This is a genomic window from Sphingomonas zeicaulis (genome assembly GCF_050433225.1).
Taxonomy (GTDB): Bacteria; Pseudomonadota; Alphaproteobacteria; order Sphingomonadales; family Sphingomonadaceae; genus Sphingomonas_D; species Sphingomonas_D zeicaulis.
The window spans coordinates 18941-37193 of record NZ_JBNPXQ010000009.1 but is presented as its reverse complement, the minus strand read 5'-3'; the positions used below and the strand labels follow the sequence as shown (position 1 = coordinate 37193).

Genomic DNA, 18253 nt, shown 5'->3' with positions numbered 1-18253 from the left:
GTTTGGTATTGTGTCTCCGAAATAGCAGCGCCCGCGGAGAGAAGGCTGGTTGGTCTACTCTGCCGCTTGCGCATCCTCCGCCGCGAAGCGTTCCCTGAACAGATCGAACGGCTCGTTCGCCGGGTTTGCCTCGCGGAACATCCGGCGGCCTTCTTCCTTGGGATAATCCGCATAGAGCATAGTCTGCGTACCGATGCGGCGGATCGAGAGCACGGTGTCCATCTGCTCCATGAACACGCCCAGCTTGTCGACCGGCGCGCAGGCGATCACCTGCAGGTTGAACTGGCGCAGCAGGCTCAGGCAGGAATTGACGTTGCCGCCGTCCAGCGCGTTGAACGCCTCGTCGAACAAGATGATGCCCAGCCCCAGCCGCTCGCGATCATCCTCGCCCGAATGGCAGACATTGTTCATCGCGCAGGCCATCGCGATGTAGAACGGCACCTGCTTCTCGCCGCCCGAACCGCTACCCTGCCGCTTCGCATAATCCGAGGTGACCCGGCCGCCGTCCAGCGTTGTCGTCTGCAGTTCGAAGTGGAGATAGTTGCGATAGTCGCTGATCTGCTCGACATTCTCTCCCTCGTCGATCATCCGCTTCAGCCGCTCGACGCCCTTCATCAGGCTCGGCTCGATCCCCTCGCCATCACCGTCGAACAAGGTCGTCACGTCGATGCTGTCCATCTGCACGCGGCGCGCGATCTCGACGATCTCGGCATAGAAGGGGTCGGGTTTCACCTCGAAACGATAGAGTTCGCCGTGGAACGGCCGAACGCTCAGGCTCTTGTTGAGGCTGGCGATCTGGCGTTTTGCGCCCTCCAGCCGGTCATGCAGCTTCACCAGCATGTCGGTCTTCAGCGCGGTCTCGATCGCGGCGCGGGCCTCCTCGGCCTGGGCGCGATAGTCGGTCAGCGTGTTGGTGACGATCGCATCCTGCTGGCGTTCCAGCCAGGCGAGTTGCGCCGCGGGGCCGGCGTCGCGATCGAACTGGTCGAGGATCCGCGCCTCATAGGCGAAGGCATGCGCCTTTTGCGGCGCCTGGCCGAGCAATTGGGTGACGCGGCCGCGCGCCCCCGCCGCCCGCTCGCGCGCGGCGTTGCGCACCGCCGGCAATATGCCGCCCTGTTCCTCCAGCAGCGCCGTGAACAGCGCCCCGGCGCCCTCCACCTCTCCCAGCTCAGCGAAACCAGCATCGGCGCGCGAGAATTCCTCCGCCGCGGCGCGCATCGTCTGTTCGGCGCTGCCCACCTTGTGCGCGGCGACGCGCTGCGCGGCCTCGTCGTCCTTCAGATCGTCCTTATGGCCCTCGAGGTCGCGGCCGAGATCGGCCAGCCGCTCGCGGATCGCCACCGGCCGCTCGCCCTCCAGCGTGCGGATATTGTCCTGCACCTGCGCCACCGCCTCCGCGGCGGACTGGCGCTCGCGCTCCAGCTCGGCCAGCTTGGCGCCGCCCGCCGCCTGCGCGAAGCGTGCCATGTCGGCGATCAGCAGCGCCAGCGCGTTGGCGCCCTGTTCATGGTTGACCAGCGCGCGCTCATCCCCCGCGATCGCCTCTTCCACCAGCGGGATGTTGCGCGCCGCCGCATCCTTGCCCAGCAGCCGCGTCGTCGCCGCGCGGCGATTCTCGATCGATCCGCCCGAGGCCGAGAGGCAATCCGGCGTCACCGCGCGATCATGCGAGAGCAATTCCTTCTCGGTCTGCACGCGGCGCACGCCGTTCAGCCGGCGGTTGATGAAGGCGCGGGCGTGGGGATCGTCGGTCGCGATCACGTCCGCGAGGCTCCCCACCGCGGGCACCTGCCCGACATCGCGGCTGCGCGTGGTGTTGACGATCTGCGTGCCGATGAAGTCGCGGCGCTGCCGGCGCAGCAGCCCGATCGCGGTTTCTGCATGCTCGGGCGCCACGATCAGCGCCTCGCGCGCCGCGCCGAGCAGGGTCTCCGCCGCGTCCGCCCACACCGGCTCGATCACCTCGACCAGTTCCGCCACCGATTTCGCCGCGATGCCATGCGCGGCGAGATGCTGGATCAGCCGCGTCGTGCCATTGGCCAGCATCACTCCGCCGCCACGCATCGTGCGGAGCTGTTCGCGTCGCTCGCCGATGCTCGCCTTCAGCGCGGCGATGCGGGCAAGGTGGGTATCGCGCTGCTGCTGCGCGCGGCCGACATAAAGCTCCAGCGGCGCCACCGCCTGCGCGACGATCCGGTCGACGTCGCGGGCGCTCATCGGCGTGCCGTCGCCCACCCGGCTGCGCAGCGCTGCCAGCGCCTCGGCCACCTGCCGCGCCTCCTCGCCGCCGCCCACCGGCACGATGCGATCGACCAGCCCCACCGCGCCGACGATCGCGGCAAGAAAGCCCTGGTAGCGCGCCTCCGCCGCCTGATGGTCGCGCTCGGCGATCGGCAGGTCGATCTTGCGGAATTCGCGGATCGCCTGTTCCTTGGTGTCATTGTCGAGCGCGCGGGTGATCTCGCGCATCTCGCCGCCGATCCGCTCGATCGCGTCGCGGGTCAGCGCCAGCGCGCGGTCCGCTGCATCCTGCGCCTCGATGCTCTCACGGTGCTGCGCGGTGACGTGGGTGAGATGCGCCTCCAGCCGGTCACGCTCCGCCTTGCTTTCCACCCAGCGGAAGCGGCCTTCATCCTCGATCCGGTCGAGCAGTTCGCGATAGGCGGCGATCGCCTCGCCCACCTGCTTCTTCTGCACCTCCAGATTCTCGATCGTCTCCAGCAGCCCGCGCCAGGTGGCGACCGACTTGCGCAGCGCTTCCACATTGAGCCCCGCCGGATCGAGCATGAATTCGCGGACGAATTCGGTCGCGCTCTTCATCTCGCGGATGCGCAGGCCGTTGCGCAAGGTCTTCAGGAATTTGTCAGCATCGGCATGATGGCCCTTGCCGCCCAGCGCGGTCAGCACGCGGCGAGTGAAATGGGTGGGGCGGTGGCCGAGATTCTCGAACCCCGCCGTCCGTTTCAGCCGCGTGACGAGCTGGTCATAGGGCAGGATCCGCGCGTCGGCGCCGTCATCCTCCAGGAAGTCCGCATCGGTCAGCGACTGGTCCGGCGCGATGAAGGCGCCCAGCACCTCCTCGTCCTGCTCGCCGTCGACTGCGCTCAGACCAAGCCCGATCGTCCAGCAGCGCCCGTCATGCTCGCGCTCGAACACCAGCGACAGATAGGAGATGCAGCGCTCGCGCAGCGTTTCGCCCGCCACCTTGCCCAGGCAATAGTCGAACACCGAACGCTGCTCGCCGGTGCGCCTGGTCTGCCCCGCGGTCACGTTGGCGCTGGCGTTCAACTGGAAATAATTGCGGTTGTTGCCGGTCAGCACGATCTGGATCGCATCCAGGATCGATGATTTGCCAGCACCGTTGGGGCCGATCAGCGCCGTGCTGTCCCTCAGGTCGATGCTCAGCCGCTGGAAGGTGTACCAGTTGATCAGGTTGATGCGGGCAAGCTTGATCACCGGTCGCTCTCCTCGGCCGCCGCTGCCGGCGCCTCCTCTTCCTCGTCGTCGGGGGCGATGCCGGCGCCCGGATCCTGCCCGGTGCGGCGCACGTCGCTGGCCTTGATCCATTCCTCGATCCGCGCCTGCCATGCCTCGCCGGTCACCCCGCGGATCGCCGGGCGGATGGTGATCGCCACGCCATTTTCCTCCGGGAACTCGTCGCCCAGATCGACGAAGCGGCGGCGGCGGAACGCGTCGAGGATGCGGCGCACGCGCGGCCAGGGCGGGCGCGCGCGCGCCACCCACTGGTCGTAACGCTCCATCACCTCCATCGAGCTGGTCTCGACATGGCCGAATTCCTCCTGCGCCATCGTCGCCACGCCCTGTTCGAAGGCGGCGCGCAGCGCGAGCAGGATGATCGTCTCGTCGACCGACAAGGTGCTGCGCGCGAGGCTTTCGAGCGGGCGCAGCTCGATCATCATCTCCTCCTCGCGGATCATCAGGCCGCGGCCGATCGCATCGAACAGGCCGGTGAAATAGCCGCGGTGGCGCAGCACCAGATCATAGGCGGCGGCGGCGCCATGATCGTCGCGGAACAGGCATTGCTGCGCCAGCAGGCGATCCGCGGCGCGCACCATCATCTCCTTCGACAGATCGGCATTTTGCGGTTTTTCGAGAAGCTCTTCGAGGTCAAGCAGCGTGTCGCGCGTCATTCTGTCCGGTCTTGGATGAAGGGGTTGTGCGTTCGATACGGAAGGCGGTGAAGGCGGACCAATCGGTTTCGACGAGCCGGCCGGGAAGGTGGACGACGCGGAAGCGACGCAGCAATTCCTTGTTGCCCATCATGTCGATCTGGCGCGCGCCCTGCAGCAGCAGCGCCTCGTCTGGCCCGGCGATGGTGAAGTCCGCCGCGTCCAGCGCGGCGCGCTCGCCCAAGTTGCGCTCGATATAAGCGGCGACCTTTACGGGGGTGACGGACAGGCGCAGCAGCCACGCCTTCTGCGCCTGGTCATAGGCGACGAGCGCGGGGTCGATCGATTGGCGCGCGATGCTGGTCGGCATCGCGACGATACGCCGCACGGTGGGCGTGGCGAGGCTGTCCGGCCCCCAGCAGCGCACCGGATCGGCAAGGTCCGCGGGGGTGTCGACGGGCGCGTCCCAGCCGATCTGCTGCGCAGCAATGCCGCGCAGCAATTGGGTGATCCGGCCCAGGGTCGAGCTGTCGACCTCGCGCATATAGCTGATCGTGCGGGTGATGCGCTGCTCGAAGCGGCTGCGGAAGGCGTCGATCTCGTCGAGCCGGTCCTCGGCGGCGTCGAAGATGCGCTTCACCTGATCCAGATGCTGGCGCACCTTGTGCCGCGCCATCTCCTCGCCGGTGGCAAGCCCCTGCGCCTGATAGCCGCGCGCGAAGGCGGCGAGGATCGCGGGGTCATTCTCATAGCCGGCGATCCTCAGCAGGATGCGGCTGCGGTGGCGGAACGGGTTGTTGGTCGTCTTGATCGCCCGATAGTCGGAGATCAGCACCTCCTCCACGAAGCGGAAGAAATTGGCGAGGATGCGCGCCGGCTGCGGATCGGCGACGATCTTCTGCTCATGCGCGCGCAGATTGCCGATGATCGCGGACAGATGCTGCTGGAAGCGCCGGGCGCGCTGCGCGCTGTCCGCCAGCGACGATGCCTTGTCGAACGGATCGTCGCCCAGCCGCTCGATCACGCTTTCGATCGCGGCGATGGTGCCGCCGAAATGGATCGCCTCGCCCTCCTCGATCGCGTCCAGCGCCTCGAGCAGCAGCGAGACCGACGCGTCGAGATCGACCATCTGGACATAGCCGCGCTTGTGCTCGACCAGCCAGCCGGCGGCGGTCAGCCGCTGGTAGACGTTGAGCGGGTTCTGGCTGGCATCGGCATTGGCCGCGTCCGCCGCGAAATCCTCGGCGATGTCCGAAAGCCGGTCGAGCTGCACCGCGATGAAGGCGACGAGATCGTCCTTGCGGACGGCGTTGGCATAATTCTCGCCGAAATACTCACGATAGACCGCCAGGATCAGCCGCGCATAATCCCGCCGCGCGGGAGAGGAGAGCACGCCGAACAGGCCCGCGGGCAAATGCCCGAACAACACATCCCGCGCTTCCTCACCGTCACTGATACGTTGCATCGACACCCTACGCCCTACGGCCGGCTCCGATAGAGGGGTGTGTGCCGAGGGGCAAGCGCAAGCCCTCTCGCCCCGGTGGACGCACGCGGCAGGCTGGTGCAGAATGGCCCGGTCAATTCGCGCAGGAGCATCGACGATGCTGTGGGCAAGGATGTCGATAACGGCCAGCCTGCTCCTTGCCGTTCCGGCACCGGGCCAGCCGCCCTTGATGACGCCGCGGGAGTTTCAGGCGATCCCCTCGCTCCCGGCGGATGCGACCTCCCGCTATGGGACAGATCACGACCAGTTCGGCGAATTGCGGCTCCCCCCCGGTCCCGGCGGCACCCGGTCGTCGCGCTGATCCGCGGCGGTTGGTTCAAGGCTGCCTATGCGACGCTGCGCGATCTGGCTCCGATCGGCGATGCGTTGAAGCAGCAAGGCATCGCGACGTGGAACATCGAATATCGCCGCCTCGGCCAGTCGGGCGGTGGCTGGCCCGGACCCTATCTGCGTGCATGTGCCACACGAAATCGCCGGCGATGCGCACCAGCTTGAACTGATAGTCGTTCATCTCGGCGATGATCCGCGGGCTCCATTGCTCGGCGAAAAGCGCGAACTTCTCGGCGAAGCGGACCGGCGTGTAGGGCTGGGTCACGGCAGCGCATGTGGCGCATCGGAACAGGGGGCGTCGAACGGGAGATCTGCCCGTTACGCGATACCGCGGCATCGCCGACGCCGCGGGTCTTGGTCCGATGGGCTGCTCCTCATGGACATACCTGCACGGACGGCGGGAGGAGCGTGTTATGCCGCCTCGTTGATTCTCACCGCATCCGCCGCCGCGAGCCAGCCGAATGTCATCGCCGGGCCCAGTGTCGCGCCGGCGCCCGGATAGGAATAGCCCATCACCGAGGCAGCAAGATTGCCGACCGCATATAGGCCGGGGATCGCGCCGCCATCCTCGCGCAGCACGCGGCCGCGGCCGTCGGTGACGAGCCCGCCATTGGTGCCGATATCGCCGAGGTGGAGCGGGATTGCGTAATAAGGGGGCTGATCGACCGTGCCAAGCGTGGGATTGGGGGAGACGCGGGGGTCACCATAGAGCCGGTCATAGGCGGCGTCGCCGCGGCCGAAATCCTCGTCGCGGCCCTTGACGACCATCGTGTTGAAGCGGGTGATGGTGGCATCGAGCACCGCAGTGTTGAGCTTGGTCTTCGCGGCTAGTTCCGCGATCGTCGAGGCCTTGTGCAATATCTTGCGCACGTCCGCGGGCAGCATCGCATCGGGCATTCCGGGGATCACCGGGCCGGCCGGATAGCGGCTGCGATAGCGGCTGTCGAAGATAAGCCAACTCGGGTCGGTGCCCGCGCCCGGCTTGTGCCGCGCCATCATCGCCTCGCCGAAGCGATGGTAGGACAGCGCCTCATTGGCGTAGCGCCGCCCGGCCTGGTTGACGATGATTGAATAGGGCAGCGCGCGCTCCACCGTGGACAGCCGTGCGCGATCCTCGCCCGGAACGCGAAACACCGGCGCCCACCAGGCGGAGTCAAGGTTGCGGACCGCGGCGCCGATCTGCTGCGCGGCGATCAGCGCATCGCCTTCGTTGTTGACCTGCGATCCGCTCGCTTCGGGTTGTGACGAACTCGGAAGATGCTCCTCACGCAGCGCGGGGTTGCGCTCGAACCCGCCTGCGGCGAGCACCACGCCCTGCCGTGCGCCCACCCTGATGTCGCGGCCCTCATGGCGGATTACCGCACCCGCGATCCGGCCCTGTTCCTCGATCAGCGACACCAGCGGGCTTTCCAGCCACAGCGGCGTGCCGGTGGCGTCGATCGCCTTGCGCAATTGGCCGAGCAGCGCGGTGCCGAGCGTGAGGCGGCGGTCGCGCGGGCTGCGCAGCCGTTGCGGCACGTCCAGCCAGTAACCGCCCATTACCTTGGCCACCGTCTTCATCCAGCCCTTGGGGCGGAACAGCACGATGTTGGTCTCGTCCAGCTTCCAGTTGATCCGTCCCCACAGGCTAGCGGCAGGTGAGGCGCGCTGCATCGTGTCGAACGCCTCGCGGCCCAGCGTGCGGGCATCCACCGATCCCGGCATCAGGTGGGTACGAAAGCCTTCGCGGCTGCCCTTGGTTTCGGGATAATAATCCGGATAGGGCAGTGCAGCATATTGCACATCGGCCTCGCGCTCGATCCAGGCGAGCATGCGGTGGGCATTGTCGATGAAGGCGTGAATCTGCTCGTCCGCGACATTGGGCGCGGTCAGCCGGCGGACATAGGCGAATGCCTCATCGAGATCGTCGGGATGGCCCGCGGCCGCGGCGAGATGGCTGCCCGGAATCCAGATGCCCCCGCCCGACGTAGCGGAGGTGCCACCCCACAGCTTGCCCTTCTCGGCGATCAGCACCTCTGCGCCGGCCTTCGCGGCGCGCAACGCGGCGACCAGCGCGCCCGCGCCCGATCCCACCACCAGCACATCCACATCCATGTCGAAAGCCATATCCTCTCCCGTCCGACGCATTTTTGATGTTATGCGAATTCAGAAGGCTTCATATCAACGCATATCGGACGCATCCAGCGATAAATTGAGCGGGTGCGTCATGGCGTCGATCTTGTCGGCTATGGATCAATGTTGCGCAGGCGGGGTTTCGTTCGGCGCAACCGGAGTATAGTCTTCCTTCTTCCAGGGTTGATGAGGAAAGTGCAGGTTTGCGTCGGCAGCGCGGGTCGGACGGGCCGGAGGAACGGTCGGATTTCCTGACGGACGTGGTTCTCGGCGCGCGCTATCGCGACGAGATCGCGTTGGCGCACATGCCGGTGACCCGGGCGTTTTTCGCGATCGGCGGTCTCTATTTCGCGGTGATGACGATCGCCGGCCTCGCGGTACGTGAGGGGCTGGAGCGGCTGGTGCTCGTATCCTCCACCTCCGCGCTGGCGGTGGGCGGGCTGATCGGCTGGCTGTTGTGCCGGCAGCCGCGCAGCTATCGCACGCAGGAGGCGATGGGGTTCGTCGCCAATCTGGCGATGCTGGCGAACCTCATGCTGGCGCTCGCCATCAGCTTCGATCAGAGCAAGATCGTCTATTTCATCATCATGATCACGGTCTATGCCGCGGTCGGCATCAGCCTCAGGATCATCCTGCTCAGCGCGGTGATGGTGGTGCTGGGCATGGCCTTCCATCTCCATGCCCGCCCGCCCGACCTTGGCCTGCTCTATGGCTTCGTGCTGTTCGGCGCGGGGCTTGCGGCGGTCGGCGGCTGGATGCTCGGCCGCCGCGCGCTGATCGAGGCGATCGACGCCCGCCACGGCGCGGAGGCGCTGGCCACCGAAGCGCGCGCGCAGGCGGCGACGGACAGCCTGACCGGCGTCAGCAACCGCCGCGCCTTCCTCGACGCGCTGGAAGATGCGATCGACCGGCTGCGGCGAGAGGGGCGGCGCTTCGCACTGGTCGTCCTTGACCTCGACGGGTTCAAGCCGGTCAACGAATATCATGGCCACCAGGTTGGTGACATGATCCTCACCGACGCGGGCTACCGGATCGCGCGGCGCTGCGGCGTGGACGGGTTCGCGGCGCGGCTGGGGGGCGACGAGTTCGCGCTGATCGTCTGGTCGCCCGATCGTATCGCCGATCCGGGCAAGCTGGCCGCCGAAGTGGCCGCGGACATGAACGAGCCTTTCAGTTGCGAGGGCCGATACATTCGCATCTCCGCGTCGGTCGGCTGCCTCGTCTGCGACGATCCGGACCTGTCGGTGGATACAGCGATGGAGCGCGCCGACTTCGCGCTGCGGGTCGCCAAGCGCAACCGGGCGGGTGATGCGGTGGTGTTCGACCAGCGGCTCGAACGCGAGATGGATAATCTGTTCGTGATTGACCAGGCGCTCAGGAGCTGCGATCCCGAGGAGGAATTTCACCTCGTCTACCAGCCGCAATATGACATGATCTCGGGCCGCACGATCGGCTTCGAAGCGCTGGCGCGCTGGCAGAGCCCGAGCATCGGTATCGTCACGCCCGACGTGTTCATCAAGGTTGCCGAGCAATCGAGCCGGATCTCGACCCTGGGCGCGGTGCTGCTGCGCAAGGCGCTGGCGGACCGGCGCGATTGGCCGGTCTCCGTCACCACCGCGTTCAACCTGTCGGCGCGGGACATCTTGTCGGATGCGGCGATCGACACTTTCATGGGCATCGTTGCGGAGTCCGGCGTGCCGCCGCAGTGCATCGAGTTTGAGGTAACCGAGACCGCGATGATGCCCGATTTCGCCACCGCGACCGGCAATATCCGCCGGCTGCGCGAGGCCGGGCACCGCATCGTCCTCGACGATTTCGGCGTCGGCTATTCCAACCTCGGTCGCGTGCAGCAATTCCGCTTTGACAAGATCAAGGTCGATCGATCCTTCGTGCGCGACATTGCGGAGTTCCCGAACTCGGTCGCGCTGATCCGCTCGATCTTCGACCTCACCGTCAACCTTGGCCTCGACTGCGTGGTGGAGGGCGTCGAGACGCCCGAGGAGATGGAGGCGCTGCGCCGGATCGGGGTGGGCGTGGTGCAGGGCTATATGATCAGCCGGCCGATGGCCGCAGGCGCGGTGGTGGAGTTTCTTCACCGTGAATCACGATCGGTTGATGGTGCGCGTATTGGCGGCGTTTCGTCGTGAAGATCGAATTTGCGTAATCTGATCTGTCCGTATAGGCGCATGTCGAGATAAATCGACGTGCTGGAGAGAGGGCGGATGAACGGAGAGGTGCTGCGCCGGCTGGATCGGCTGGAATCGATCGACGCGATCCGCCAGCTCGCCGCGAAATACAGCCTGGCACTCGACATGCGCGATGCGGACGCGTGGGTGGGGCTGTTTCCCGAGGATGTGAAGGTGGGTGGCGGCGCGGTTGGCCGGGCGGCGTTGCGGGCCTGGTTCGACGAGACGATGCGCGTCCAGTTCACCGGCACCTCTCACCATATCGGCGGTCATATCATCGAGTTCGACGATCCCGATCGGGCACAGGGCGTGGTGTATTCGAAGAATGAACATGAGACCGGCGACGAGTGGGTGATCATGCAGATGATGTATGTCGACCGCTATGAGCGCATCGACGGCCGCTGGTTCTTCCGCCGCAGATTACCCCTCTATTGGTACGCAACCGACCTCAATAAACCCCCGATCGGCCCCCTGAAAATCCGCTGGCCCGACCGCGAGGCCTATGATGGCGGCTTCCATGATTATTTCCCGTCATGGACGGCATTCTGGGCGCGCAGCGGCCCGGCCGACACGCCGGTGGCCGAGCCGGCGCCGCTGGAGCGGTTCATCGAAACTATGCGCGGCGACGCCGCGGCGCCCAAAGTGAAGGTGCGCTGATGGCGGGGCTTTTCGATCCGGTCCGCCTCGGCGCGCTCGACCTGGCCAACCGCGTGGTCATGGCGCCGATGACGCGCAGCCGGGCGGGCGATGATGGCCGGCCCAACGCGCTGATGGTCGAGTACTACCGCCAGCGCGCGAGTGCAGGGCTGATCGTGAGCGAGGGCATCCAGCCGAGCATCGTCGGCAAGGGCTATGCGCGGACGCCCGGGTTGCATGACGCGGGACAGGTGGTGGCGTGGCAACCGGTCACCGCGGCGGTACATGGCGCGGGCGGTCTGATCGCGGCGCAACTGATGCATGTCGGCCGGATCGCGGCCGCGGCCAACCGGCCGGCGGGGACGGAGACGATCGCGCCATCGTCGATCGCAGCGCAGGTGAAGCTGTGGACGCCGGAGGGCATGCGCGCCACTGAAACTCCCCGCGCGCTCGAAACCGCGGAGATTGCAAGCGTGATCGAGGATTTTGCCGCCGCGGCGCGCAATGCGATTGCGGCAGGGTTCGACGCGGTCGAACTGCACTGCACCTCAGGCTATCTGCCCGCTCAGTTCATGGCGAGCGGCAGCAATGTGCGAACCGACGGCTATGGTGGTGTGGTCAGCAACCGCATCCGCTTCGTCGTCGAGACATTGGAGGCGCTGGCGGGGACGGTGGGGGCGGATCGTGTCGGCTTCCGGATCTGCCCTGGCAATCCGTTCAACGACCTGTTCGACGAGGATCCTGCCGCGACGCATGCTGCGCTGCTCGACGCGGTGGACGGCATGGGGCTCGCCTATTGCCACCTGATCGACATGACGGTGCCGCAGGCGGTCGACCAGCGCGCGCTTGCCGCCGCACACTGGCATGGGTTGCTGATCCTCAACGAAAGCATCGACCAGCCGCGTGCGGAGGCGCTGCTGGCCAAAGGTGCGGCGGACGCGGTCGCGTTCGGCCGGCTGTTCGTCGCCAATCCCGATCTCGTTCGCCGCTTCCGCGAGGGGCTGGAGCTTGCGCCGTTCGACGCGGCGACGCTCTATGCCCCCGGCGCGGCCGGCTATAGCGACTATCCTGCCTGGGGATATCCGACGGTCAGAAGTTGAACCGCACCGTCGCGTAGATCTCCCGCGGTGCGCCGGGGATGGCGACGAACTGGCCGGTGGGAGCCAATGTCGCCTGGTAATAGCCATAGAGCTTGTCGGTCAGGTTGGTGCCCTCGACCGAGAGCTGCACGCCTTCCAGGAAGCTTGGCTCATAGGAAATGCGTGCGCCGAGCAATGTGTAGGATTTCTGGAAGGAAGTCGGGTCCGCGGCTGTCAGGAATTGCGAACCCTTGTGGGAGAGGTCGCCGCGCAGGGTGAGTTCGCCGGCGCCCGTTTCGAACGCATAGGAAATGCCGGCATTGACCGACCAGTCCGGAATCTGCGGCACGCGGCTATCGAGGGTGAAGCCGCTGGCGAGCGCCGCATCGGTCAGTGTGTCGAACTTCGCATCGACGTAGCCGACGCCGAGGTTGAGGTTGAGCCCGCGCAGCGGCACCGCCTGCGCCTCCACCTCGAAGCCCTTGATGTTCGATCCGCCGGCGTTGCGGGTGGTGCGGAGGTTGGCGTTGGTGACAGGATCGACGCTCTGCACGGTGAGCTGGATGTCGCGATATTCGGAATAGAAGCCGGCGACGTTGAAGATCAGCCGGTTGTTCAGCCAGCTCGTCTTGGCACCCAGTTCATAGCTGGTCAGCTTTTCGGGATCGTAACGCGGCGTCGGCGTCGACGCGACGGTCGAAGCGCCGAAGCCGCCCGACTTGAAGCCCTTGGAGAAGCTCGCGTAGATCAGCGCATCGCGGCTGGGCTTATACTCCAGCGCGACGCGTGGCGTGAAGGAATCCCATTCGGCCACCGCCTGCGATAGCGGCACCACGGTCAGTCCGCTCTGCGGGCGCATCACCGAGGTGGAATACTCCTTGCGATCCTTGTTGTAGCGCGCGCCGACGGTGATGCCGAAGGTATCGGTGACGTTGAACGTCTCCTGCGTGAACAGCGCCCAACTCGTCGCCTGCAGGCCGAAGGTGGTGAAGGTGTTGCCCGCATCCGCCGCGGTGGGCGTGCCGCCGCCCGCGACGATCGCCTCGTAAATGCCCTCGAAGGATCGGGTGAAGACGGTGGAATCGCCATCCTCTCGGAAGGCATAGGCGCCGATCAGGAAGTTCAGCCGGCCGTCGAGCGCGGTGCCGCCAAGCTGCAATTCCTGGCTGTATTGGTTCTGCTGCATCGTCGTGCGCGTCTGCTGCAGCGGGTAGGGGGTCTGGTCGCCATCCACCTCGATATGCGCGTCGATGGTGCGCCATGCGGTGATCGACTTCAGCGTCACCGTGTCGCTGAGATCGGCGGAGAGGATCGCGGAGACGCCGCCGATATCGGCATCGTCGCGCTGCGGCTGCAGCGAATAGATGTGATAAGCGTCTTCGGATACCCAGCGCCCATCGTAGATCGAACCGGCGGGCAGCCCGAGGCCGGCGTTGAGATAGGGCGCCGCGAACTGGTTGTAGCGCGCGATCTTGGCGACGGTGGCGCCGCTGGGCACGAATGCGAGGAAGGCTCCGCTCGGCGGCTTCTGGCGTTGGCGGGTATAGTCGCCGGCGAGCTTGAGGGTGACCGCGTCGGACAGGTTGAACTTCAGCGCGCCGCGCAGAATGAAGCGGTTCTCATTGCCGTAACGGGCATCGTCGATCAGCCGGCGGCCATAGCCGTCATTGGTGAGATAGGAGGCGGAGAGTTTGAGGCCCACCACATCCTCGACCAGCGGCGTGTTGATGAGTGCGGTTCCGTCGGCGCGGCCATAGGAGCCGAAACGGACCTTGAGCAGACCCCGGGCATCGCCCGACATGCGCGGATCGGTGGTGACGACGTTGATCGCGCCGCCGATCGTGTTGCGGCCATAGAGCGTGCCCTGCGGGCCTTTCAGCACCTCGATCCGTTCGATATCCTCGAGGCTGAGCAACCCGCCCAGCGAACGCGCGATATAGACGTCGTCGACATAGAGCCCGATGCCGGGGTCGGTCGGGAACTGGAAATCACCGGTGCCGACGCCGCGGATATAGCCGGCGAAGGCCGAGCCGCCGCCAGCGGGGCGGTTGGTGGGGTGAAGTTCGAGGTTGGGCGCAAAATTGCTGATGTCGGCGAGATTGTCGACGCCGCGATCGGTAAGCGCATTGGCGGAGAGCGCGGTGACCGAAAGCGGCGCATCCTGCAGCCTCTCCTCACGGCGTTGCGCGGTGACGACGATATCCTCGACGCCTTCGTTGACCGGTGGGGGCGGCGGTGCCGCGGCATCCGTTTGCGCCAGCGCCGGCGTTGCCGCGATCAGCAGCGCGGTAGTGGATGCGGCAATGCTCAGCCTGCGGCGAGCGGCGGACGTGCCAGACGACATGCTTTCCTCCCCAAAACTCGTGCCGGGTTCTGCGACCCGTCACGTGATTAGGTATGAGGCATTACAGTTGATGTCAAACCCTATCCCGACAGCGCGGGATCAAGGCGTTTCGAAGCGGATTCCGATGGTTGCGGTGCGCGGCACCTGCGGCACGAACTGCGTGCCCGTCGCCGCCTGCGCGATCGATCCCAGCGCGAAGCGGTTGCCCGCCGTGTCGAACAGGTTGGTGACGCGCGCGAAGAGGGTTGCGCGGCCGAGGATCACCGACGCATCCGCTTCCCAATCGAAATAGTCGCCCTGTGGACGCGTCAGCGAAGGACCGATGCCGAGGTTGGATTCGCCGAAATAGACCAGCCGCGAGGAGAGCGTATAGGGCACGCGCGCGGCCGGTGATGCCTGCCAAGCGACAGTCATCTGCGCATGGAGGCGCGGAACATTGGGCAGCCGGGCCTTGGGGATGATGATGATCCCGAAATCATCGGACTGGATCGTGGCGCGGTTGAAGGTCGCACCGCCGCTTAGCCGCAATCGTCGTGAGGCCTGCCAGCCGGCTGTCGCCTCCACCGTCAGCAGACGCGCGTCGCCAATATTGGTGGTGAGCAGGAAGCCCGCGCTGTCGACCGTATCTGCCTGAACGTCGCGCCAGCGGCCAAGCGAGACGCCGAGCGAACCGGTTAGCACCCGATCCGTTGCGGGCGGCACACGGATCGCCGCTTCCCACGCGGCAAACCGGTCTCCATCGACGAAGCCCTTGCCGGCCGTAGCGACCGAGGCGCTGTCCGGCCGGTAGCTTTCGGCGTAGCGCAGCAGCAATTGCGCCGCGCCGGTGACTGGCACCGTCGCCGCGACCGAGGGCAGGCTCCGCCATCCGTCGTTCACACGCCGCGATGTATCGGGCAGCGGCCCCGCAGCGGTGGCGCGGCTGTGCCAGCGGACCAAGCGCAGCCCCAGCGCGAGGTCGACGGGGCCGACGCTCTGCGTGCCTTCCCCGAACAGCGTGCGCTCGCTGACCGCGGCGCGGGTCGCGAGCGCGAAGACGCTCTGTGGCTCATGGGAAAGGGTGGCGAAGATCGCGCTGCTTTCGACGGAGGCGATGCCCGCGAGCCATCCGCCGCCCAACGCATTTTTATGGCTGATCCGCGCCTCGCCGGCGGTCACCGTGGCGGTGTTGCTGCGGTCGAAGAACAGGATGTCGGGGGACGGACGCCCGCTGTCGAACCGGTCCTGTAGTCGGGCGTAGGAGCGCGAGAGGTTGGCGACGATGGTGAGCGGGCCGGCATCGTGACGCATCGTCATGGAGGCAAGGCGATAGCGCTTGGCGAAGGGTTCGCCGACAATGGCTGCGCGGGCGAGTGGCGCCGCCTGCATGTCCGCATAGCCGGCATCGCGGGCATCGATATGCTGGGCGATGCCGGCCAGATCGATATGCCAGCCGGCAGCGGGGCTGATCGTGAGCGACATCCGCGCGCCAATGGTGTCGAGCCGGTTGGCGTTCGTGATGCCGCGCCCGACATCGTCGATGAAACCGCCGTCGCGGGTACGATAACCGACCATGCGGAGCGCGGCGGTGCCATCCGAGAGCGGCAGGTTGAGCATCGCCGCCGCCTCCGCCCCCGGTGCGCCATGGCGGGTGAATGAGCGGGAGAGCGTCAGTGCGCCATCTGTGCCGCTCGCATCCGCTGCACGGGGCTCGATGCGAATGATGCCGCCAAGCGAGCCAGCGCCATAGAGCGCGCCCTGCGGTCCCAACAGCAGTTCGACGCGGGCGATATCGTAAAGCTTGAGGTCGGGATCGGGGCCGGCATAGTTGAGCCGTGCCTCCCCGAAATATTGGCCGACTGTCGCCTGCGCCTGCCCGCTGTAACTGGAATCGCCTACGCCGCGCAGGAACAGTTTGTCGCGACCCGAGCCGAGATGCGTCGAACTGAGCGAGGTCGCGACGCGCTCGATCGCGCCGGTGCCGTCGCGCTCGGTGAACGCGAAGGCTTCCGCATCGACGACCTGAGCGGTCGCCGGATAATGGGCGAGGCCACCATCGCGCTTGGTGGCGGTGACGACGATGTCGGCGGGGGGCGTTGTCGGCAAGCGGGTCAAAGCATCGGGGTGGGGAATCCGCGCGGTCGGTGGTGTCGGGACGATGCGGAACGCGGCAGCATCGACCGTGATGATCCGTACCGGCAGGCCACGGACCATGCGGTGCAGTGCATCGGTGGTTGAGAAGCGGCCTGCGAGGCGGCGGACGGGCAGTGCGGCCAGTGCGGGATCGGCGATGGCGATGCTGCTGTGGGTGCTTTGGGCGAGGGCGTCGGCGGCGTCGCCGAGGGGGCCGGCGGCGATCTCGATCCGGTAGGATTGCTGTGCCGATGCCGGTGCGGCGACCACCGCCGACGCGACGATCGCGAGGCTCAGGGCGCCGCTTCGAGGATCCACTTGCCCTCCCGATGGACCACGCGGACCGCGAGCAGCGGCGCCAGCCGCGCCATGCTGCGATCGACGTCGAGGTCGAGTTGGATCGTCGCGGTCACGCGCATGTCCGCGAGTGCCGGATCGGCCTCCACCGGCACCTGCAACGCGCGCGACAGATCGGCGGCGACATCAGTGAGGCGTTCGTTTCGGTAGCGCAGCAGCGGCGTCGCCCAGGCGCCGATCGTGCCGACGGCAACTCTGCTCACCTGCGCATCCGCGTTGCGCGCGACCAGCCTTTGTCCCGGATGCAGCGTGACCGAGTCCTTGCTGACGCCGCGATAGGCGACCGCGCCCTCGGCGACCGCCACCTCGATCCGCTGCGGGGCGATGGCGACGGTGAAGCGTGTGCCGAGATCTTCCACCGTACCGCCGGCAAAGGCAACGCGAAACGGCGCGTCGCTAACATGCACGATGTTGAACAAGGCTTCACCGCTGATGAGCTGCGCGCTGCGCGGTTCATCGCGATCGAGCCGCAGCCGCGCGCCGCCGTGGAGGACGATAAGGCTGCCATCGTCGAGCCGGATGCGGCGATGCTCGCCCGGCGCGGTGGCGATCTCATAGGTGGCAGCCGGGCGCGTCGTGACGAAGGCGACCAGCGCCGCTGCCGCCGCGGAGACCCCGATCAACGGCGTCAGGATACGCCGGATGCGGCCGGGCCGATAGGCTGGTTGATGGCCCGCGGGTGCCGAGGGTTGCGGCAGAGCGAGCACCGGCGGATCACGCTGCAGATCGTCCGCCACGCCTGCGTCGAGCGCGGCGAGCCGGTCATAGGCGTGGGCGTGCGCCGGATCCGCTTCCAGCCAGGCGGTGAAGCCGATCCAGTCATCAAAAGTGGGATCGCGCTGGCGGATCAGCCAGTCGATCGCACCCTCCGCCGGATCTCGATCGCGGCGTTCAACCATTGGTTTCGTCCTTCAACGCCGCCAGCGCCCGATAGCCGCGCTGGATATCCTTTTCGACCGCGCTCACGCTCAGGCCATAGCGCGCGGCGATCTCGCGCTGCGTGAGCCCCTCGGCCCGGAACAGAAAGAAGATGTCCAGCACACGCTGCCCTACCGCCTGCAGCCGCTGGCGGGCGAGCGCGATCTCCTGCCGGGCGACGATCGCCCCCCACGCATCGGCTTCATGTTCGGCGGTGACGTCGCCCCAGGCATCGTTGCGTGCTTCATGCCGGGTTTCGCCGCGATAGGCATTGATCATCAGATTGTTCGCCGCGCGAAAGAGGTAGTTCAGCGGGTCTGGAATCGGCCCGCGCGGCGCGGCGCAGATGCGCAGCCATAATTCCTGCACCAGATCCTCCGCACGCGGGCCGGCCCCGCGCGCGCGCAGGAAACGCAGCAGCGCAGGGCGGTTGGCCAGATAGACGGCTTCCAGCCCGGATGCGGGCTCCGCCGCCGCTGGCGTCCGGCGATCGCCGTCAGGCGGCATCGCCGCCATCATACGCTTTACGCACCAACCGTCTT

At 66.8% G+C, this 18253-nt stretch carries 12 protein-coding genes; 3 read left to right on the top strand and 9 right to left on the bottom strand.

Annotated features, from left to right (window positions below; all coding sequences use genetic code 11):
- Positions 1-54 precede the first annotated feature (54 nt).
- The 5 genes from FHS96_RS23810 to FHS96_RS23790 form a co-directional block, all read right to left on the bottom strand.
- Positions 55-3459, bottom strand: coding sequence for an SbcC/MukB-like Walker B domain-containing protein (locus FHS96_RS23810; RefSeq protein WP_429597901.1), 3405 nt, complete (start codon positions 3457-3459; stop codon positions 55-57).
- Positions 3456-4154, bottom strand: a complete 699-nt coding sequence (locus FHS96_RS23805) for a DUF4194 domain-containing protein (RefSeq protein WP_429597899.1) — start codon at positions 4152-4154, stop codon at positions 3456-3458. The genes FHS96_RS23810 and FHS96_RS23805 overlap by 4 nt, the downstream gene beginning before the upstream one ends.
- Positions 4132-5598, bottom strand: coding sequence for a Wadjet anti-phage system protein JetA family protein (locus FHS96_RS23800; RefSeq protein WP_429597898.1), 1467 nt, complete (start codon positions 5596-5598; stop codon positions 4132-4134). Before FHS96_RS23800 ends, FHS96_RS23805 begins: the two co-directional genes overlap by 23 nt.
- Before the next feature lie 355 nt (positions 5599-5953).
- Positions 5954-6232 carry a cupin domain-containing protein gene (locus FHS96_RS23795; protein ID WP_429597896.1) on the bottom strand — a complete coding sequence of 93 codons (279 nt, stop codon included), beginning with the start codon at positions 6230-6232 and terminating at the stop codon, positions 5954-5956.
- A gap of 146 nt (positions 6233-6378) precedes the next feature.
- A complete protein-coding gene (locus FHS96_RS23790) occupies positions 6379-8073 on the bottom strand; it encodes an FAD-binding protein (RefSeq protein ID WP_429597894.1) in 1695 nt (564 codons plus the stop codon).
- Positions 8074-8282: 209 nt separating this feature from the next.
- On the opposite strand from FHS96_RS23790, the gene FHS96_RS23785 reads away from it, so the two are divergent.
- The 3 genes from FHS96_RS23785 to FHS96_RS23775 all read left to right on the top strand — a co-directional run bounded on the left by FHS96_RS23785 (position 8283) and on the right by FHS96_RS23775 (position 12001).
- Positions 8283-10226 carry a putative bifunctional diguanylate cyclase/phosphodiesterase gene (locus FHS96_RS23785; protein ID WP_429597892.1) on the top strand — a complete coding sequence of 648 codons (1944 nt, stop codon included), beginning with the start codon at positions 8283-8285 and terminating at the stop codon, positions 10224-10226.
- Between the two features lie 75 nt (positions 10227-10301).
- A complete protein-coding gene (locus FHS96_RS23780; protein WP_429597890.1) occupies positions 10302-10922 on the top strand; it encodes a nuclear transport factor 2 family protein in 621 nt (206 codons plus the stop codon).
- The gene (locus FHS96_RS23775; RefSeq protein ID WP_429597888.1) at positions 10922-12001 is read left to right on the top strand and encodes an alkene reductase; all 1080 of its coding nucleotides are present in this window, start codon (positions 10922-10924) and stop codon (positions 11999-12001) included. Before FHS96_RS23780 ends, FHS96_RS23775 begins: the two co-directional genes overlap by 1 nt.
- Here FHS96_RS23775 and FHS96_RS23770 read toward each other — a convergent pair.
- From FHS96_RS23770 to FHS96_RS23755, 4 genes are all read right to left on the bottom strand, one after another.
- The gene (locus tag FHS96_RS23770) at positions 11991-14324 is read right to left on the bottom strand and encodes a TonB-dependent receptor (protein ID WP_429597886.1); all 2334 of its coding nucleotides are present in this window, start codon (positions 14322-14324) and stop codon (positions 11991-11993) included. The genes FHS96_RS23775 and FHS96_RS23770 overlap by 11 nt on opposite strands.
- Before the next feature lie 99 nt (positions 14325-14423).
- Positions 14424-16754, bottom strand: a complete 2331-nt coding sequence (locus FHS96_RS23765; protein WP_429597884.1) for a TonB-dependent receptor — start codon at positions 16752-16754, stop codon at positions 14424-14426.
- Positions 16730-17692, bottom strand: a complete 963-nt coding sequence (locus FHS96_RS23760; protein ID WP_429597882.1) for a FecR family protein — start codon at positions 17690-17692, stop codon at positions 16730-16732. Before FHS96_RS23760 ends, FHS96_RS23765 begins: the two co-directional genes overlap by 25 nt.
- Entirely contained in the window at positions 17685-18218 is a 534-nt protein-coding gene (locus FHS96_RS23755; RefSeq protein WP_429597880.1) for an RNA polymerase sigma factor, read from the bottom strand. Before FHS96_RS23755 ends, FHS96_RS23760 begins: the two co-directional genes overlap by 8 nt.
- Positions 18219-18253: the final 35 nt, after the last annotated feature.